Source organism: Singulisphaera rosea (assembly GCF_054877945.1).
In genome coordinates, this window is sequence record NZ_JBTYIP020000008.1 from 259,045 (window position 1) to 278,234 (window position 19,190).

The 19,190-nt window shown below is 63.5% G+C and carries 13 protein-coding genes; 4 read left to right on the top strand and 9 right to left on the bottom strand.

The window, feature by feature from the left end:
* Positions 1–227: 227 nt before the first annotated feature.
* Together ACYOEI_RS16685 and ACYOEI_RS16690 are read right to left on the bottom strand one after the other, a co-directional pair.
* Complete coding sequence (locus ACYOEI_RS16685) at positions 228–1,406, bottom strand: PP2C family protein-serine/threonine phosphatase (RefSeq protein WP_462850658.1); 1,179 nt, start codon at positions 1,404–1,406, stop codon at positions 228–230.
* A 206-nt stretch (positions 1,407–1,612) separates the two neighbouring features.
* On the bottom strand, positions 1,613–3,475 hold the full coding sequence (locus ACYOEI_RS16690; protein WP_462850659.1) for an ATP-binding protein: 1,863 nt from the start codon (positions 3,473–3,475) through the stop codon (positions 1,613–1,615).
* Between the two features lie 270 nt (positions 3,476–3,745).
* Between ACYOEI_RS16690 and ACYOEI_RS16695 the strand changes: the two genes are divergently transcribed.
* The 3 genes from ACYOEI_RS16695 (at position 3,746) to ACYOEI_RS16705 (ending at position 6,176) form a co-directional block, all read left to right on the top strand.
* Positions 3,746–4,360: a transposase gene (locus ACYOEI_RS16695; RefSeq protein ID WP_462850660.1), complete on the top strand. Its 615-nt coding sequence runs from the start codon at positions 3,746–3,748 to the stop codon at positions 4,358–4,360.
* 60 nt (positions 4,361–4,420) lie between these two features.
* Positions 4,421–4,606: a hypothetical protein gene (locus tag ACYOEI_RS16700; protein ID WP_462850661.1), complete on the top strand. Its 186-nt coding sequence runs from the start codon at positions 4,421–4,423 to the stop codon at positions 4,604–4,606.
* Positions 4,607–4,982: 376 nt separating this feature from the next.
* Positions 4,983–6,176, top strand: a complete 1,194-nt coding sequence (locus tag ACYOEI_RS16705) for a TlpA family protein disulfide reductase (protein ID WP_462850662.1) — start codon at positions 4,983–4,985, stop codon at positions 6,174–6,176.
* 272 nt (positions 6,177–6,448) lie between these two features.
* On the opposite strand, the gene ACYOEI_RS16710 is transcribed toward ACYOEI_RS16705, so the two are convergent.
* The 7 genes from ACYOEI_RS16710 to ACYOEI_RS16740 form a co-directional block, all read right to left on the bottom strand.
* Positions 6,449–6,931 carry a diacylglycerol kinase gene (locus tag ACYOEI_RS16710; protein ID WP_462850663.1) on the bottom strand — a complete coding sequence of 161 codons (483 nt, stop codon included), beginning with the start codon at positions 6,929–6,931 and terminating at the stop codon, positions 6,449–6,451.
* A gap of 60 nt (positions 6,932–6,991) precedes the next feature.
* On the bottom strand, positions 6,992–10,825 hold the full coding sequence (locus ACYOEI_RS16715) for an LPS-assembly protein LptD (protein ID WP_462850664.1): 3,834 nt from the start codon (positions 10,823–10,825) through the stop codon (positions 6,992–6,994).
* A gap of 505 nt (positions 10,826–11,330) precedes the next feature.
* A complete protein-coding gene (locus ACYOEI_RS16720; protein WP_462850665.1) occupies positions 11,331–11,477 on the bottom strand; it encodes a PIN domain-containing protein in 147 nt (48 codons plus the stop codon).
* 738 nt (positions 11,478–12,215) lie between these two features.
* Positions 12,216–12,620 (bottom strand): membrane dipeptidase, encoded by a 405-nt coding sequence (locus ACYOEI_RS16725; protein WP_462850666.1) that lies wholly within the window; start codon positions 12,618–12,620, stop codon positions 12,216–12,218.
* Complete coding sequence (locus ACYOEI_RS16730) at positions 12,544–12,975, bottom strand: hypothetical protein (protein ID WP_462850719.1); 432 nt, start codon at positions 12,973–12,975, stop codon at positions 12,544–12,546. The genes ACYOEI_RS16725 and ACYOEI_RS16730 overlap by 77 nt, the downstream gene beginning before the upstream one ends.
* A gap of 459 nt (positions 12,976–13,434) precedes the next feature.
* Positions 13,435–16,398, bottom strand: coding sequence for an FAD-binding and (Fe-S)-binding domain-containing protein (locus ACYOEI_RS16735; protein WP_462850667.1), 2,964 nt, complete (start codon positions 16,396–16,398; stop codon positions 13,435–13,437).
* A gap of 409 nt (positions 16,399–16,807) precedes the next feature.
* Positions 16,808–18,007, bottom strand: a complete 1,200-nt coding sequence (locus ACYOEI_RS16740; RefSeq protein WP_462850668.1) for a glycosyltransferase — start codon at positions 18,005–18,007, stop codon at positions 16,808–16,810.
* Between the two features lie 687 nt (positions 18,008–18,694).
* Between ACYOEI_RS16740 and ACYOEI_RS16745 the strand changes: the two genes are divergently transcribed.
* On the top strand, positions 18,695–19,057 hold the full coding sequence (locus ACYOEI_RS16745) for a hypothetical protein (protein WP_462850669.1): 363 nt from the start codon (positions 18,695–18,697) through the stop codon (positions 19,055–19,057).
* The last annotated feature ends 133 nt before the right edge of the window (positions 19,058–19,190 follow it).

The window sequence follows — 19,190 nt, forward strand, 5'->3', positions numbered from 1 at the left end:
TCTCGACATGCCAAAAAAATATCAAAACAAAAATTTATTGCGCCGTACCCGGACGAAATGTCGGGCTGCCGGTCACGGATGGAACGAAGAAGTGGTCAGGCGGTCAGTTCGGTTACCGGGGTGACCAATCCTGAAAAACCCGGGTGGGAGTGCAGGAGGGATACGCAACGAATCGCGCAGCCAGCACGCAATCGGCATTTATTTAAGAGAATTCCGAATTTAACATGTCAAGGATGGGCCGTGAGCTCGACTCCTAAAATCGATATGTCATCATGAGATCCGCCGGCCCCTTCCCAATGCGTTATCTCCTCCAAGAGTAGGGCGATCCCCCGTGCCAGCGGTAGCGCCCTCAGCCGGTCGAGTGAGTCCAGGACGCGTGCGTCACCGAATCGCTGACCGTCAGGGTTCATCACATCGGGCAGGCCATCAGAATAGAGATACAGCCTGTCCCCCATCGCCAACCGGACACACCTCTCGCCGTAGACCTCCTCCGCCAGTCCGATCGGGAAACCCGGTGTTTCGAGGATTACCGGGAAACCGACGACGGGGAGATGGATCGGGCCCGGATGGCCCGCGGAAACGTGCTGGAACTCCCCGGTCGAGACCTCCAAGATGCCGTAGATGAGCGTGGCGAATTGCTCGGTGGCCGCGTCGTACGGGAAGAGCCGGTTCAGGTGATTAGCGACCTCGGCGGGTGGGGTTAGACACGGAGACCCGGCAGCGTTTCGATCACCGATCAGGATCGAGGACGCTTCCGATGGGGGCGACAGGAGGCGGCTCAGCGTAACCGACAGCAAGGCCGCCGAGACGCCATGGCCGCTGACGTCAAGGACGTAGAGGCCGACCTTACCTTCGCCAAGCGGCAGGATGTTCAGACCGTCGCCCGCCAGTTCGTCGCATGGGCGATAGCACCAGGCGAACTCCGCGCCAGCGATCGAGGGGGCCGTGCAGGGGAGGAACGCCTTCTGGATCCTGGCCGCCGCCTCCAAGTCCCGAGACATCCGACCGTTGGCCTTTCCCAGTTGCGCATTGGACACTTCCAGCTCAATTTGGAGGCGGCGGATCTTGAGGTGTGTTTCGACGCGAGCATGAAGCTCTTCCATCTGGAACGGCTTGGTGAGGTAATCCACCCCGCCGGTCGCGAACGCCTTCACCTTGTCGAGGTTCTCGTTGAGGGCGCTGATGAAGATGACAGGGATACCCCGGAGCAATTCATCGGCCTTCAGGTGGCGGCAAACCTCGTAGCCGTCCATCTCCGGCATGTTGATGTCGAGAAGTATCAGGTCCGGAGGTTCCTTCCGGGACGCCGCCAGGGCCAGCCTGCCGCTGGGAACCGGCCGGACCTTGTAGCCGCGAGCCTTGAGCATGCCGGCCAGCAGATGGAGATTGGCCGGGACATCATCCACCACCAGGATGCTGGGAATTTTGATCTTAGACCCTTTCTCCGCCGGAGCGCGGCAATGGGCTACCTTTTCGAGATCTACCTCGGGCACTCGATCGTTCGACCAAACATCCGTCAACTCTTCCGGCGGGCGCTCTCATGACGTTCGGTTTCCACCACTCGATCGGAGGCCGGTGGGAAGGCCGATCCACACGTAACCCTGGAATGCCGTTACGGAGGGCTCGGGAAACCACTCGAAGGAGAGACAGTCGGTACCCGACCGACGGTGGGCGGGCCGAATAAATCAAGCAGGATCTGGTACTGGAACCGCTCGGCCAGGTATCGAAGCCCTTGTGCGACGTCGGGAGTTCGAGCTTCGACTTCGTGGATCGTCGCGAGCAATTGGTCCAGATCCGCTTCGACGACGGCCTCTCGCATGAGGTCGATCAGTGACCGAGGCACGGCCGCCAGGGCCTCGGGCGAGAGCTCGGCTATCGCTCCCTCAACGATGGGCAGTTCTTCGGCGTAAGAGAACTCGACTCCCAGATGGGACTGGATCTTCTGGAACAGCTCCGCCTCCCGGAATGGCTTGCCGATGAAATCGTCGGCGCCGACCCCGATCAGTTCGTGGCGGTTCTCATCCATCGCGCTGGCGGTGACCGCGATAATCTTGGGCTCGGTCCCGCCGGCCGACGCGCGGATCCTTCGGATCGCCTCGTTGCCGTCCATTACCGGCATGCGGAAATCCATCAGGATCAGGTGTGGCCGCCAGAGAGCGAACTCCGCGATCGCTTGCTCTCCGTCATACGCCAGCCGGACATCGAATCCGATGGGGACGAGGAGCTGTGCCAGCAATTCCCGGTTCTCCTCGATGTCATCGACGACCAGCACCCGACATGGGGACTGTCCGGGCTTTAGCCCAAGGACCTGCCGGGGTCTCTCGGCGTGATGCACAGCTTGGGACTGCCCCTCCTTCAAGGGAAAGTGGATCGAAAAGACGCTCCCCTTGCCGACCTCACTCCTCACGTTGATGTCGCCGCCCATCAACCGGACGAACTCCCGGCTAATCGCTAGCCCGAGGCCCGTGCCGGTCCCCGCTTGCTGTCCGGTCTTGGTCTGTTCGAAATGCCGGAACAGCTTGGGCTGCTCGTCCTCAGGTATACCCGGGCCGGTATCCTGGACTTCGACCCTCAGGATTGGGCCCTTCGTGCCCTCGCGATCCGCGCTGACCCGAAGGCCGATCCCGCCCCGATCTGTGAACTTGACGGCATTACCTAGCACGTTGATGAATACCTGCCGAAGCTTGTTGATGTCGGACTCGATGAAACGGGGGACGTCGCCCCCCATCTCGACGACGAACGACAATCTCTTCCCGTCCGTCCGGACACGGAACATCATCTCGAGGTCATCGAGCAGGTCGGCCAGGTCAAACGTGCTAAGGTTCAACGTGGTCCGCCCGGCCTCGATCTTGGACATCTCCAGGATGTCGTTGATCAGGGCGAGCAGATGCTCACCGCTTCGATTGATCGTCCCGAGGTACTGGCTCTGCCGGGCGTCCAGGTTCCGATCACGCAACATCAGTTGGGAGAACCCAAGGATCGCATTCATCGGCGTTCGAATCTCATGCGACATGTTCGCCAGGAAGGTACTCTTGGCCCGATTGGCGGCCTCGGCCGCCTCCTTGGCCTTTGCGACATCCTCCTCGGATCGTCGCCGCTGTGTCACGTCCTCCATGGCGAGGACCAGCAGTTCTCCGTGCTGCCCAGCCTGGAGCTTGCGGGCATTGAGCAGCATCACCCGCCGGCCGATGACCGGGAAGGTGTGCTCAAGTTCGAAGTCGTCAAAGACAGAGCTCTTGGGGACGATGTCCTCCAGGAGCGTTCGCAAGTCGGGGATATCCCATTGGCCATTGCCCAGTTCGTAGATCAGCCGATTCTCGGTCTCTTCGGAAGAGACGTGGAATGCCTGGTAGAATGCGCGGTTGGCCGAACGGACGCGGAGGGTGGCGTCGAGGATGAGCAGCGGCTCGCGGACCGTGTCGACAATATTCTGGGCGTAAGCCTCGATGGCTTCCCCCAGCGGTTCTCGTGTCATCAAACCCCTCCATCCGTGCCAGGGGCTCCGGTCTTCGCGTCGAGCGGCCGCGATGGAAAGCCCGGAACCTGGCTGCCCGGGGTGGAGGAGCGCCGTCCTTGGCCTTCCTCGAACGCGGGGGCGAATTGCTGTGCCTGGTCGATCATACGACGCTTCAGGTCGCCGTGCGCTGGTCCGGTCGCCCTATTCCCCGGTCTTAGTCGATGTTTCCCGAGGTGAGCCTGAATTCTCAGGCCTGCACTCCTCCAAGATCCGCATTCCAGAAGGATCGTGATCGATCCTCTCCATGGCCTGACAGCTGCTCCTGCCACTCGTCCTCGGCACGATGGAGATGCAGCCGGCGCACACTTGGGTTCTCCAAATTTCCAGGGCCGTAACGACTTGCGACCTGCCCACGCTTGCGTCCTTCCTAAGCGTTGCCTGCCAGCAACCGCATTCACCGAGACGCAAGCTCTGACTCGCGAGCTCACAATCGGTTCGCCAAAGGATCGGGGTGTAAGACGTTGGCACCGGTCTTCAGAAGGCAAAACCGAGGGTGCATCGAATCGTCTAAGGAATTGCTGCTCGACTGCAAGGCGAGGGCTGGAGGAGGAGTCGAGCCTGGTGATCGGTGACAGGGCGTTGGGTTTCTGGAAAGCGATGCGTCAGGTCTGGGACAAGACGAAGGAGCCGCGTTGCTGGGTGCGCAAGATGGCGAACATCCTGGACAAGTTGCCCAAGGGGGCGCAACCCAATAGGAAGGGTGCGTTGCACGAGATCTACGGGGCCGAGAGCAAGGGTGCTGCGGAGAAGGCGTTGGACCTGTTCGTGAAGACGTACGGTGCGAAGTATCCGAAGTCGACGGAGTGCCTGGAAAAGGACAAGGAGGACCTGCTGGCGTTCTAAGACTTCCCGGCGGAGCCTTGGCGGCACATCCAGACGAACCCGATCGAGAGCGTGTTCTCGATGGTGCGGCTGAGGCACGACAAGACGAAGGGGAGCGGTGACCGGGTGTCGAGCCTGACGATGGTGTTCAAGCTGATGGAGAGTACATCAAAGAGTCGGCGATCGTTGAACGGTTCACCGTTGCTTCAGGACGTCGTGAAGGGGACCATCTTCAAGGACGGCGTCAAGGAAAAGACCGCCGCCTGAAAAATCCCCAGACACAGCTCTTGAACATACCCCCCTGCGACGGCTCGCCGAGACGCTCCTGAGGCGGCATCCCGACAAGAATAGTCTCCGTGGAAACACGATTTCCCTTATGATAAATAAGGACTACTTGGTTCAAGTCTTGCAATTACATCAGCTTTGATATGCGCTGGCCCTGGCCTGGTTGCCGGCTCGTAGCGTGCAGCTATGCAGCCTGATGGCGTACTGGCTCAAGACGCGTGACGCGTCAAGCTCTGACAAAACCTCTGATTCGCATCGGTTTTGCGCCATGGCTCTGGACAACGCCAGCCGTCCCGGCGATTCTTGTACGGCCCTCGGACCATCGTAAGACCTCGGAGGGAATACCACGATGCGGCTCATGCGACGCACGGTTTGGGTGCTTGCGGTTCTGGTTTCGACCTCACTCTGCGCGGCGGAGGATGAGAGGCCGGAGGAGACGTTGGCTTCGCTCAAGAAGTGGGAGGGTGCGGCGTTCGAGGAACTGGAGAGTCGGCGAAAGCCGGGAACGACCCAGGCCGATCAGAAGAAGGCTCTCGATCGCTACTACGAGACGGTCGCCGACCTTGGTCGCCGCGGCATGGCGGTCGTCAGGATACGTCCTGATGCGCCCGACGCCGTCGAGACCCTGCTATGGGCCCGTAAGGTGGGGGCGGAGGGCAATTCGGAGCTCGCTGGCGTTGTTTATGACTTTGTGGCCGAACATTATCTCGACTCCGACGCGATCCTGCCGCTCTGCCGTACCGCCTGGGTCGACGCCGTCAAGAGCCCCCGGGTTGAAACGTGTCTCCGCGCCGCGGTCGAGCGGAGCACGAACCCCAAGGTGCGTGCACTTTCCTGCTTCAGTCTGGGCCGGTGCTATCAGGAGCTCGCCTCGGTGGCGCGAGATCTCAACGATCCCGTCCGTCGCGAGGTCCGCGAAGGAATTCTCGACCGCTTCGGGCCAGTCGTGATCCGACGACTCGGCTCGCTCGATCCCGAGAAGCTCACTCGCGAGGCCGAGGCGTGTTTCGACCGCACGATCAAGGAGTTCGGAGATCAGCAACCCATGGGCTCGTTCTTCCCGCCGCTAGGAAAGCAGGCCGAGGGAATGCTTTTCCAATTGCATCACCTCGGCATCGGTCGTACCGCGGCTGAGATCGAGGGGGAGGACGTCGACGGCAAGCCGATGAAGCTCTCCGACTACCGGGGCAAGGTCGTCGTGGTCTCGTTCTGGGCGACCTGGTGCATTCCGTGCATGGAACAAGTACCTCACGAGAAAGCCCTGGTCGAAAGGATGAAGGGCCGGCCGTTTGCCCTGATCGGCGTCAACGGCGACAACGACCGCGAGAAAGCGAAAGCGGTGTCCGCCAGAGAAGGCGTCAACTGGCGATCCTTCTGGCCCGGTGGCGCGAAGCGAGGCACCCCTCTGGAGTGGGGCATTAGCCTCTGGCCAACCTTCTATGTGATCGACGCCAACGGCGTGATTCGCGACAACGAAATCCACGACGGCAAGGAACTCGACAAGATGATCGAGAGCTTGGTCGCGGAATCAGAAAAGGCCTCGAAGCCGTAAAAAGTCGGCTCCTGGGAGACCCGAATACACGCCGTTCGGGCTCGAGAGGGGAAGCGAGTCGCCGGTAGACTTTTCCGCGACCCATCCCTCGAATGCACGAACCGTTCGACGATCGAGTGTTTGGGATTTGATGAACGCGTCAGGTGGGTTTCGGACCTGATCCGAGCACCATCCGGCTCGTCCAAAAAATGGACCGGTTCCTGGGTGTGAACCTACGGCCGACCGCAGACGTAGTGGGCTCTTGGGAAGCCACTGTGACTCGTACCGGGCCCTTACTTCCACCAGCCGAGCAGCTCGCCGAACTTCATGGTGAGGACGGTGATCGTCACAGCGCCCGAGCCGAAGGCGGCGACGAGGACGACGCCGGCGGCGATCTCGCGGGCGACTCGGAGGGGAGGGGATTCGGGGTCGCCGACGGCCCTCGCCAGGGTGTCGATGGCGCTGTGGGTCAGCTCGGCCATAAGGACGAGGCAGGCGCCGACGACGAGGAGGCACCAGCCCCAGGGGCTGACGCCGAGGAGCCCGGCGGTCAGGGCGATGAGGATCCCTCGGTAGGCGTGCGCGAAGAAGCTCGAGTCGCCCCGGATGGCGTGCTTCAGGCCGCGGAGGCCGGCGGCGAACTTCTCGCGCGAGTCGCGTCGGCCCGCGCGGGCGGCCCAGGGCGAGGGAGGGCCGAATTCGCTCTCGTCGAGCTCCGGCCCGTCGTAGTCCATCACGCCGTCGCGCGGGCCGGTCTCGCTCGTTCTCTCAAACATTGAGTCGTCCCTCGGGTCCTACCCGATCGGCTCCAGGAGGGCGAAACGACCCCCTCATCCTCACTGCGTTGGAGCGAACCGCGAATCGAATTGGGTCAGGCCGCTCCCCGACCCGAATCGCATATTCGGGCTCATCCGCGGCGAAATCGCAATGGCAATCTGCGAGAAGTTGTTTCGCTGCGGGTCGACCACTAAACCAAACGTGGTCAGATAGTCGGCCCCGACACGGGTGAACGAGAACATCGACGCGAGGAGGATCTGGTTGCCGAAGTCGTACGAGGTCGAGAACGTCCCGTACCACTTCGGGCTCAGCCAGTAGCTCACGCTCGGGTTCAACGCCGAGGTCGTGATCGGCCCGGAGTTGATGACCGTGTAGCCGATGAAGATGTTCCCTCGGGGCGGTCGGCTGATCGAGAACCCCGACGTGACCACGTTCAGGCCGAACGGGTAGCCCGGCTGATTGGCCGTGGCCAGGGTCGTCGGCTGCCCGCCGATCTTGAAGAACTCGAACCAACCATAGGAGATGAAGCTCGTCCTGTCGCCGAGGAACCACTGGTAGTTGTACATGTTCTGGCCGAAGCTCTGGCCGAAGTCGTCGCGGCTGGCGTACGGGAAGAACGTGGTGCTCACGTCGAGGGTCATGAAGTCGGTGACCCGCCGTCGCCCTTCGGGCCCACGCTTCGTCTGGAGCCTCGAGTGGAAGTTCAGTTGGAGCGTCTGGATCGTCCCCTGGATGTCGGTCGTGCCCGAGATCGGCGAGATCGCCCGGCGGAGGATCAAGTGCCTGGGGTCGTACTGCTGGGGGAGCACGCCACCGATGTACTGTGAGAGGGCGAAGTAGCGTCGGACGAATTCGTATTCGTTGTCGTCGAGGTCGTCCTGCACGCCGATCTGGTTGAGCCGCGTGTTCGAGACGGCGTTGCGGTAGTCGGCCTCGAAGCTCATCTTGTGGTTCAGGCCGTGGACGTTGAAGAGGTCGCTCTCGGCGTCCGGATACCGCTTCCAGGCGATGATATCGGCCTTGGCACCCGCGGCTCCCCAGACGCGTCCGATCGCATTGCCGCCGAGCTGGTTGTTCCAACCGACGACCTGCCCCTGGACATACGGCACGAACCGGAAGACGTTGCCGAAGCTCATCGGCATGTCGATTTCGTGGTTCGAGTACGCACGGCCCGTCGAGAGCACCCCGCTCGTGTTCGAGATCGGGTCATAGGGCATGAACGCGAAGATGTTCGGGTTGTTGACTTCGTTCGCCGTGTGCGTGTTGGCGTAGTCGACGCCGGAGTGCTGGAAGTAGGTCAGGCGATTGCCGAGGAGCGAGTCGCCCAGGCGGTAGTAGTCGAGCCGGGGGAGCCACTGGGTCTCGGTGTTGAAGTTCTGGAGGTTCGCCTCGGTCCAGACGCTCCAGGCCCAGTTGTCCTTCTGCCGGATGACATAGCCGAGGGTCTCCTGGTCGAGCCCGGTCTCGGCGAGCCGCTTGTAATACTCTTCGAGGAACTGGCGGTCGGAGATGTACGCCGCCTCGACCTGGACCCGGAAGTCCTCGTAGGGGTCGGCGTCGGGGCTGAGCAGCGATTGCATGTGCCGCATATTGATGCGACCGCGAAAATCCTGGAACGACGGGACGTCGTCTCGCTGGTAGCCTCGCTTGCCCGCCACGATGCCCGACGGCAGGATCGTGTTGCTCGTCACGATCGCCGGGCCGGAGCCGAGGACGTCCACGCCGGCGTCCTTCAAGCCCCAGACGTCGAGGTAGCCGAAGTAGCCGTCGTTTGTGAGGTTGGGGTTCGCCACCCGCCTCGAGCGATACGGGTCGCTCAGGTCGCCGAGGAAGTCCTTGCCGAACCAACCGATCTCGGTCCCCACGGCGGGGAACTCCTGCGTCCGCTTCTGGAGGTAGTCGAGGTCGACGGTCCAACTGTCGATCCACTGCGGCCGCTTGATCCCGAAGAGGCGGAAGCCGTTGAAATCCGAGAGGATCTGCTGGCCGAAGTAATTGTTCATCCCGTAGCGGATCTGGCGCAGCGGCGGCTCGATGTCATCGACGTCGCCGCTGATCCTGGGATGGTAGAAGACCGGCAACGGCCCGAGGTAGAAGATGTTCTGCCTCGCGTCGAAGTTCCAGGTCAGGTTCGGCTCCGGGTTTGGCGAACCGGGTTTGCTGACCGTGCTCCCCGTGGTCGGGTTGGTCTTCGAACTGACGACGTGCGTGAGGTCGACCGACTTGCTGGTGAACCGGTATCCGGGGACAGGGAACCGGCTGCCGGTCATCAGCGTGCGGTTGGCCTGCACTCGCTCGAGTCCAAACTTATAGGTGCCCTCGGGAGTGACTTCGAGCGGCCGGAACTGGTCGATCCTCGGCGAGGTGAGCTTGGTCGGAGCGATGAGCCCGGGCGCGAAGAGGTCGAGCTGGGCCTGGAGTCCGATCAATCGGCCGGTCCGGAAGTCGTAATAGATCTGCTTGGCCCGGTACGTCTTCTGGTCGGCATTGCCGGCGATCTCGCGGGTGTCCTGACGGACGACGACGTTCCCCTCGAGGTAGATCTCCATCGGGTCCCCGGCGTCCTCGACGATGACGCCGTCGGGGCCGATCGTTTTCCCCTTCGGTTTGTTCGGGTCGACGCGTCGCCAGATGATCGCGCTGTCCGCCGAGAGGTCGATGACCCCGTTCGGGGCCGGTGACTCTGAGAGGATCGAGACGCCACCCCGCATCGTATACGTCTCGACGTGATCATCCGACGTCTGCAACTTCTGGAACTTGAAGTCGGGACCACCGTTCCTCGAGTAGATGCGCGTGACGCGTTGGGTCCCCGGGGTGATCGGCATGGCGAGAGAGCCCGGATCTTGCACCCGAGGACCGGGGGGGCGTTGCGCCGGCGACGCAGGGCCGCCGGACGGCCCGGGCAGCGGCTCGAGATCGGTCGAAAGATTGTCGAGCGGTGGCAAGGCGTCGGGCAACACCGCCGAGTCGTCAAACCCGGGTGTGGTCGAGGGGGGTGAGTTGCCCTGGGGCGCCTCGATCAGGGGAGGCAGTTCCGAGGCCGACGGCATCGCGTTCGGCTCGTCGGAGAAACCATCCGGGCCGAATTGCGTCGGGACGACCACGGGGTCGACCGGAGATGCCTCCGTCGCCGCTAACGCATCCCTCGAATTGACCACAGGCGTGCTGGGGGCCGAGGCCGGAACCGAAGCCACGGTCTCAGCAGGAGTCCCGGTCGACCTGGGACCTGCTGCTCCCGAGGATGACGACGTGGCAATCACCCCCTCGGGGAGCATCGCCGGCCGGAACTGCGTCGCCACCACGTCCGCATTTCGGGGATCGGTTCCCGTCCTCATCCCCGAAGGCGTCTGGACTTCGGGTCGAGGCGCGGGGGGACGCGACGTCGGCGCAGGCTGCCCCGCGGCGTTCGCGACGCGAGGCTTTGTGGGAAGAGTGTTCGGTGCGGGTTTCGGGGCCGCGGGCGGAGGGAAGGCGCGATCGAGAATCGCCACCCCGCTCGGCCGACCTTTCAGGTGCACCATGCCGCGGTCGCCCGAATACGGATTCAGGGTGACCTCCCTCACAGTCCGCAGCGTCATGCGGCCCGAGGGTCTAGCGGAAGGTCCTTCCCCCATCGGTTGGACGTGGCCTTCGGCATAGATCTCGACATGCGAGGTCGTGATGCCATCATCATTGGAACGGACGACGCGTACGACGGCCTGGTCGGCCCGAACTCCGTCGACGCCCCCCTGGATGATCGCGGCCTGCCCTTGGAGGACCAGCCACTGGCTCGTGCCGACTCCCCAGGCCGTGATCCGATCCGCCGCGAGGTCGATAGGCTCGGCGTCGTGGCTCAGGACTTCGGGGCTGGCGGGAGCCTGTGCGCGGACCAAGAGCGGGACCGAGACGGCCATGAGGATGAGTCCAAGCCGGACCCATCGGGGCGCACAAACTCTGGTTTGGTCGTGCCCTTGCACAGCTCCTCCCAAGGTTCGACCAGGCCACCGAACGAGCCGGCCTTCCTTGGCCGAGCTCGAAGATCGTCCGCCACCACTTCGGCATCACGCCGACTGAGCTCAGCGACCCTCATGAAACCGTCTCGTCCCGCCAAGGGCGCAGGAACCCTCGACGCAATCGAGGGGGCCTGGTTTTCCTTGTCGCGGTCGCACGGTGAATGTCGAGAGCGTCAAGACATGGATGTGACAGGACAATCGGCGGGCAAGATAGCCCTGACATGCCGAACCGTCAACCCGAGAACCGGAGTCGCTCCGCTTCCGCAACTCGCGTTCGACGTCGAACCTCATATTGACGACGTCTGAAACAACTCTCGGGCTCGGCGTCCGAGGCAAACCGTTTGCAGACGAGGATCGTCTGTCCAGAACCTGTGCCTCGCCGAGGGGAGGTTCTTGAGCCTCCAGCTCAATCTGCGAGCCAGTCATCGAGCCGAAGACCGGGGATGAGATGGAAGTGTCTCGTGTTGTTCGTGACGAGCGTCAGATCGTGGACCAGCGAGACCGATGCGATCCTCAGGTCGAGTTCGAAGACGACCCCTCCTCGGCGCAACATCTGCCCTCGAAGTTCCCCGAATTCATAAGCACGAGCCGAATCCTAATGCAGGACCTCGACGTCCCGCAGGAGTTCCTCATCGACAAGGTGCAGGAGCGGCGAGGGATCAGGACGTTTGAACGCCCAGGCATAAAGCTCGCCCAGAACGACCGTCGGGATGAAAAGACGCCCCGTGTGCTGCATGAATCGATGGGCAAGTCCAGAAGGCCGGCGCAGATGGGCTCAGCAGATATTCGTGTCCAGGAGGAAACTCATTCCGGGATCTCACGGGTACTCGGCTGCCTTCGATCCCGCTCGAGTTCGGCGAGGATGCGATCATCCTCCGGGGTCCAGTAAGGAGCCATTGCGCCGGCCGAATTCAAGATACCTTGGCCCCATCCCAACCCGGCATTTCGGACCCTCACGATCACCTCGACCTCCAGGCCCTCCGTAAGGCCAAGGTCTTCGACGAGTTCAATTGTCTTCCCGTGAATGACACCCCGACTTGGCTTGATGCTCACGGTTGACACCTCCCATGATTTCTGGGGCTCTTCACCCATACCCAACAAGCTCAATCGGCCGGTGATTCGACAAGAAGGCTCCGAACCTCGGATCAACCAAGCCCACGACCACTGACCAAAACGCCACTGGAATGGATTCCACAATCAGACTTCGCAATCTACAATACGAGGCGGCCACCCTGCGGACCCACCCAATACGCTTAAAATTAAGAATTCTAAAATAAAATCACAAAATCAATCAAGCAGGTAGTGTCAAGAAATTCCCCCTGGGCTCGGCCAACGCATAAACTCTACTATACTCAACGAGCCTGTGACCCGAGAGCGAAGGCGAAACGGGGATGTTGCGGGATTGCATCATCTGGCCCTTCCCCGCGCTGTCCTCACGAGGGGCCGAGAGGGTCGTGTGCGAGAAGATGACGGGCTTGGTCGAGAGCTTGAGGGCCCCCTCGACGGTCTGGACGTTCCCGTGATTCATGTCAACCAGGATGCCCAGGCGATTGCATTCCTTGATGACATCCGCCCCCAACCCGGTCAAACCGCCGTGGCGCGGGGGTGCCGTGAAGAGGTCACCCAACGGAGGGGTCGCATCGTTGTCGTGAACCAGGCCAATCACGCGGATGCCCCGCCTGTATGCCTCTTCCACTCGTTCGAGCTTGCCCTCGATGAAATGCCCCCCCTTCGACGGCCTGGATGATGATAGGCTGGCCCTTCTCGTGGGCCGTCTGGAGCTGCTCGAGGTTCAAGGCTCGGGTCATGTGATTCCGGGCGAGTTGAGCATCCATCGACTTCAACGCGTTCTGGAATCGGTCATAAGCGACGCCCGGTCCGCCGATCCTCTGGCGGTCGACGGCGAATGTCGAGCAAATCGCCGAAAGCCCCGAACGCTTCAACTCGCCGGCGAGGTCGAGGTCCGGGCCGGGGACTTCGGCCGCAGTCGTTGGCACGTCGACTTGGTTGTGCGCGTCGACTCCTATGGTGCTGGCCGCGATTTCCGCCACGCGTGGATCAACCTCATCGGCAGCCCAAGCCCAAGGCGACCGCAACGCCATCTCCCTGCCCATTCCAGCGACGGTCGCGGCCAGGAAGTCTCTCCGTGAACGGTGCGCTCATACCATCCTCCGATTTGGCTCTGAGGAGTCCTGGGGCGAACACCCCTCGCTCGTGACAGATTTCGCCAATATCCCAAGCGAGCGTTGGAGGGCACCCAAGTCGGTCGAACGATTCCCTAAAATCCTCTTCATGATGCCGACGGATTCTGCGGGAATCCTTCCACCCGCTCGGACTCGTCACTCGCCCTCTCGACCCGTCGCCGGAGGGGAGAAGACATCGAAGCGGTTGGGACTCTCGGGGAGAGTTGGCGGCTCACGCTCAGGGATATGTCAGATTCTTGGCCTCTCCTGAGGACGTCCGAGGCGCGGGGCCGGCGCAGGCCTGGGTCGATGCTTGTAGACGGGAGTTCAGGTAATCTCGTGCCGAGGCTTGTGATCTTTGAACTGCCGGAGCAAGGAGGGGTTCAGGCCGTAGCTCAGGCCCAGGAGCTTGATCGGGTGGAGGGTCCGCTTGGGCGAGCCTTGCTCCATCTGCATTCGGCAGGCGCCGCATTCGGTGGCGCCGACCTCGATGTCGAGGTCGCGGAGCCGGTTGAGGAGCCCCCGGCCGGCCCGGAGCGAGGTCCGGAAGTTGTCGCGGGCCATGCCGAAGGTCCCCGCCATCCCCGAGCACCCCCGGTCGATGAACTCGACGTCGAGCTCGGGGATCTTCCGGATCAGGTCGAGGCCCGGAGTCCCGACGTCGAGCGCCCGGAGGTGGCACGGCTGGTGATAGCCGACCCGGGCGCGGAGAGGATGGGCGGGGGCCGGGAGCTGACCTCGGGCCTCCAGGCCCATCAGGTAATCGCCCACGTCGCGGGTATTTTCGGCGACGAGCGCGGCATCGAGGTCGTCGGTGAGCTTGAAGTACTCTCGGCGGAGCATCAGGGCCGCGGTCGGCTCGGAGCAGACGATCGTGTAGCCGTCGCGGACCGCGTTGCCGAGGATCCGGAGGTTCGCCAGCGCCAAGTCCCGGGCATGGTCGATGTCCCCCGCGACCAGGGCGGGCATCCCCGATCCGCGCTGACCGGGGGGGACGTAGACGTTGATCTCCGCCTGGTGAAACACCCCGATGACCGACTCGGCGAGCTCCTGGTCGAAGTGGTTCGCGTAGACGTCGACGAAGTAGGCGACGCGAGGCCCTGGGGCCTGGGGCCTGGGACGGGTCAGGCCGAGCTTCGCGGCCCGACGAACGAACGGGGTCCGGTGGGCCTTGGGGATTCGTCGCAGCCTCGAGAGGCCGAAGAGACGCTCGAACAGCCAGCGCATCGGCCGGCTCGCCAGGAGGGCGTTGGTCACGATCGGCAATCGGCTCGCGATCGCCGACCAGGTGTCGACCCTCGAGAGCATCCAGTCGACCGGCGTCAGGCCGTGGTTCTCGACGTACGCCGCTTTCGCCTCGAGCATCAGGGCCGAGACGTCGAGCCCCGAAGGGCATTCCTGAGGGCAGAGATTGCAGTGGATGCAAAGGTCCGCATTCTCCCGAAATTCCTCCGACCCCCAGAGTTTCGGGTCGAGTTCGCCCGCAAGGAGTTGCCGGACGAGATTGGCCTTCGAACGCGGCGTGGCGGCCTCCGACCCGAGTGCGCGAAAGGTCGGGCACATCCGCGCGTCGGGGGCACGGGTCCGGCAGGCCCCGCAGCTATTGCAGGCCGAGGCCGTGTGTTCGAAACCCGGCTCCGGCCATCGCAAGATCGGCAGGGCCGGCGGCTCGACCGCCTCGGCTTCCGCCCCAGGCTCCGGGGTTTCCTCCTGTCGAGGATTCCGTCGAAGGTCGCGCACCATCAGGTGCGGATCGTCGCCGATGACCTTGCCCGGGTTCAGGATATTCAGGGGATCGAACGCATCCTTGATTTCGCGAAAGACCTGGACCAGCTCGCCGTACTGGCGTTTGAGGAACTGCGTGCGGACCAGCCCACAGCCGCTCCCGGAGGCGATGGTCCCTCCAAATTCCAGGGCTGCGTCGTAGACGCGGGTCGCGAGCGGCTCGAGCTTGGAGACGTCGCGAGGGTCCCTCATGTCCAGGAACGGCCGCGCCTGAAGACGGCCGACTCCGGCCTGGGCGTCGAGGGTCCAGCTCACATCATAGTGCTTGAAGATGAGCTGGAGTCGCGTGAGGAATTCGGGCAAGACCTCCGGAGGGACCGCAACATCCTCAATGAAGGGGACCGGCCGGGCCGGCCCTTTCATCCTCATCAATAAGGGGTCGAGGGCGCGACGGAGACCTAGCAGCCGCTCGATCTCCGCACGTCGGGTGAGCTCGACCGGCCCGGCGACCAGCCGTCCGGAGCGTGCCAGGCGGTCGGACAGGCGGCGGATCCGTCCCACGACCTCGTCGGGGTCGTCCCCCTCGAACTCGACGATCAGGACCGCCTCAGCCTCCTCGTCGATCCACCCCCGGAAGATTGGCACCGCGTCCCGAACGAGCCGGATCGATCGCCAGTCGTGTAGGTCGCAGGCGGAGGGTGACTCGCCCAGGCAGGCGACGACCGCCGCCGCGGCGTCGGCGATCCGTCCGAAGGGGAAGAGGACCGCCCCTTGCGCATCCGGGATCGGGATCGTCCGGAGGGTCGCCTCGGTCACGACGGCGAGCGTCCCTTCGGAGCCGACGAGGAGTCGCGCGAGGTGGATGTCCGCCGAAGACGACGCCGGCTTGAGCGCGTAGCCCGCGCTGTTCCTCGGGGCACGAGACGCCTTGCGGGCGACGGTCTCGCCGCTCCGCCTCACCAGGGCCCCGAGCTTTCGGACGACGACCCCTTTGAAGTCTTCCGGCTCATCGTCGAATGAAGGCCAGGGGGCGCGGCCGAGCTCGGCGACCTCGCCGTTTGCGAAGACGACGCGCAACTCTTCGACGTGGTCACCCGTGCCGCCGTAGCGGAGGGAACGGGGCCCCGAGGCGTCGGTCCCGATCATCCCGCCGATCGTACAGGACTCCGAACCGGCCGGATCGGGGCCGACTCGCCTGCCCAACGGTGCAAGCTGGGCGTTGAGGACGTCGAGGACGACCCCGGCCTGCACCACGACACGCTCGGACTCGATCGCGATGATGCGCCGGAAGTACCGGCTCAGGTCCAGGACGAGTCCAGGCCCCAGGACCCCGCCCGATGCTCCCGTCCCGGCCCCTCGCGGATGGACAGGGATCAAGTTCTCAGAGGCGTAGCGGAGCACTCCCACCACATCCTGCTCGGTCCTGGGGACGACCACCCCGAGGGGGTCGACCTCGTAGAGCCCGGCATCGTGCGCATAGCTGGCGCGACGGAGCGGCTCGAACAACAGGTCGCCCCCGAGGATCCCTCGGAGGTCGTCGTGAATCCGCGCGCGGCGTTCATCCACGTCTGGGCTGCGTCCTCTCTGGATTCGGAACCATTGCGTTCCGATCGTCAATGGCCATCCGGGTCGGGGAGGGGAGTGCCCCCGGCCTCGGCGCCCAGGGCGGGGATCATCCCATGGCGGGACGTCCCCGAGCTCCGACGCGAAGGATCAATTCTACTGATTCCCCAGCCACGCGGAAGGTAGGACCGAACGCCCGGGTCGTCGTCGCCGCCGAGGGCATCCTCATGTCCGTCCAAACCCTCAAGGTTTCCCCTGACGGCAGAGGGAGGTGGCCCCATCGGCAACGAATGTGGCCCCCAAACACTTAAAATATTTATTCAACCGTCTTAAGCCCGAGGCACGGCGATGCAAGGGCGCAGGGGGATCGCTCGACGCCTGCCGAGAAGAGAAAGGAAATCGTGCGGCGAGTTCAGTCCGACAGCCAGCCGATCAAGCGGTCCGCGACGTTCCGGCAGGTATTGGCGCGGGCCCAGTCGAAACGCCTCGGGGCGCGGCCGTCGTCCGAGCCAGCGGCGACGATCGCGCGGACCGACCGGACGAACGCGTCATCGGCCGGCGTGACGTCGAAGAGGTGCTCGTAGAGCCGGCACTCCGGCAGGTCCGTCGCGACGATCGGACGCCCCGTCGCCATGTAATCCATGATCTTGGTCGGACAGCAGGCCAGGTTGAACGGGTGGTCAACCTTGTAGGGGATCAGGCAAACGTCAAACGAACGGTTGTAACGATGGATCTCGTCTTGGGATCTCCACCCGATCGCATGAACATTCGGACGTTCGAGACATCGGCGGTATTCGGCGATCCAGGGGTCATCCCCGGCAGGCGGCTCGCGGCCGATGAGTACGATCGACGCCTCCGGCATCGCATCGGCGAGGCGGGCCATGAGGGACCAGTCGAGCCGGTCTTCGAGGGAACCGATGTAACCGAGGATTGGCCGAGGCAGCGACGCGAGGTCGGCCGGCGGTTCGTCGGGGCGTTCCCAGGCATGCTCGGCCTGCGAGGAGCTCGGAGAGCCGTGGGGGAGGTGCCGGATCCGGTCCGAGGCCTCGGGGACCGCCGCTCGAAGCTCGTCAGCCCGAGCGCGCGAGACGCAAACGGTGAGGTCCGCCTCCCGGACCGCTCGGCGTTCCAACGCTCGGACCTGCTCCGCCTGGCGAGGCCAGTACAAGGCGTAGTCGTCGATGTTGAAGTAGACGAGGCGCTCGGGGCGGACGAGGTCGCGGAGGTGAAGATAATAGGGATAGGTCACGACCAGGGCCAGGTCGCCGTCCGCGACATGCGTGTCTCGCCAGCGCCGGACCGCCCGCGCAATCGGCCTCATCCCGAGGCGAGGGTAGCTCTTCATCCAGCCGCTCGGCAGGACGAAGTCATGCTGCCAGAGGCCCGGACCACGATCTTTCAACGACGACCGCCAGGTCCGCAACGGCCGGCGTTTCATCCAGGCCACGCGAAAGTCCATGCAATTCAGAAGCAAGGTCGCGACGTCATCCCGACGGATCTCGCGGAACAGGTTCTCGGTCGTGAACCAATTCGCGTCCGCCACCGCGAGCGCCAGGCGCCCTCGACGCCCAACCCTCTCGGTGTCGCTCGAAGTCATGGTGGTGGCCATCATGGCTCCCGCGGCATCCCTGAAAATCGTTCCGAACCGAACGAGGGGACTCTGTTACGAACAATCCAAGGCCTGAATTGCCGAGTCTCAGGCTTGATCCATCCCGCCTCGTCGAGCGGAAAGTCTATGCAACCGCTCGTCTCCATGTCAACGGAATGGGCACCATGGGAATGGTTCGAGACCTAGAGGGAATGTCCTTGGGAGGACGGCCGACCCCGCCCGTGAATGCGGGATCGAATCCGTAAAACCCAACGGCAATCATCCTGACCTTCAACCAACTCGATGCCAATACGGGAGAATTTTTCCCGAATCGACGATCGCCGGACAACGGTCGTTTCTCCTTAATGTTCCCTAAGATCCATCCATTTTAGTGAATCGAAAGAGTCATCCGAATCGGAAAATATCCTCCAAGCAGTCCACACCACGGTTGCCCGCATCCGACGTAGTCCCTACAATCGGGCCGACTTGGTGACAGCGGCCGGACCCAGGAGGATGCGGGGGGGTTTGGTGTCGCCGAGGGATCAAAGGAATCGGGGTGAGAGAGGGTGACATCGACAAGGTGCCGTTTTGACCTTTGTCGATCCGACGGATAGGTCTTCGCACTCACGTGCAAAGTTGCAAGGCCACCGGAGCGAAGCCGCTCCGGATTCACCACTCGAACGGACATCATTGAGTAAAGGGATTCAGACGATGCATCAGATCGTTCTCTTGACCGCGCTTTCGGCCACCACGGGTCTTTTCGGCGGCGGGCGCCACCACGGCACCTGCGGCGGGGTCTCCGCGGCTCCGGCCTACTCGACCTGCGCCCCGACCGTGGGCTACGCCCCCAAGGCCCACTGCGGCTTCCGAGGCTTCCGCGCCCCTTCGTGTTCCGCCCCCGCCCCGTGCGCGGCCCCCGTTTCCTACGCCGCTCCCGCCCCCTGCGCGTCCCCGGCCGCTTGCGGCAGCGTCGCCTACCCCGCCGTGACCGCGGCTCCCCAGGCCATGCCGTACACCTCCCACTACTACGCCCCGGCGACCAGCTGCGCCGGCGGTACCTGCGCCCGTCCTTGATCACGAACTTGATCCCGTCGCGATCGTCGTTGCATTGATGACGGTCGCGACGCGACGCTGCCTTCTCGCCCTCCCACCCGACAAAGAATCCTCCCGCACCTTGCGGGAGGATTTCTTCGTTTCGAAGGGACGC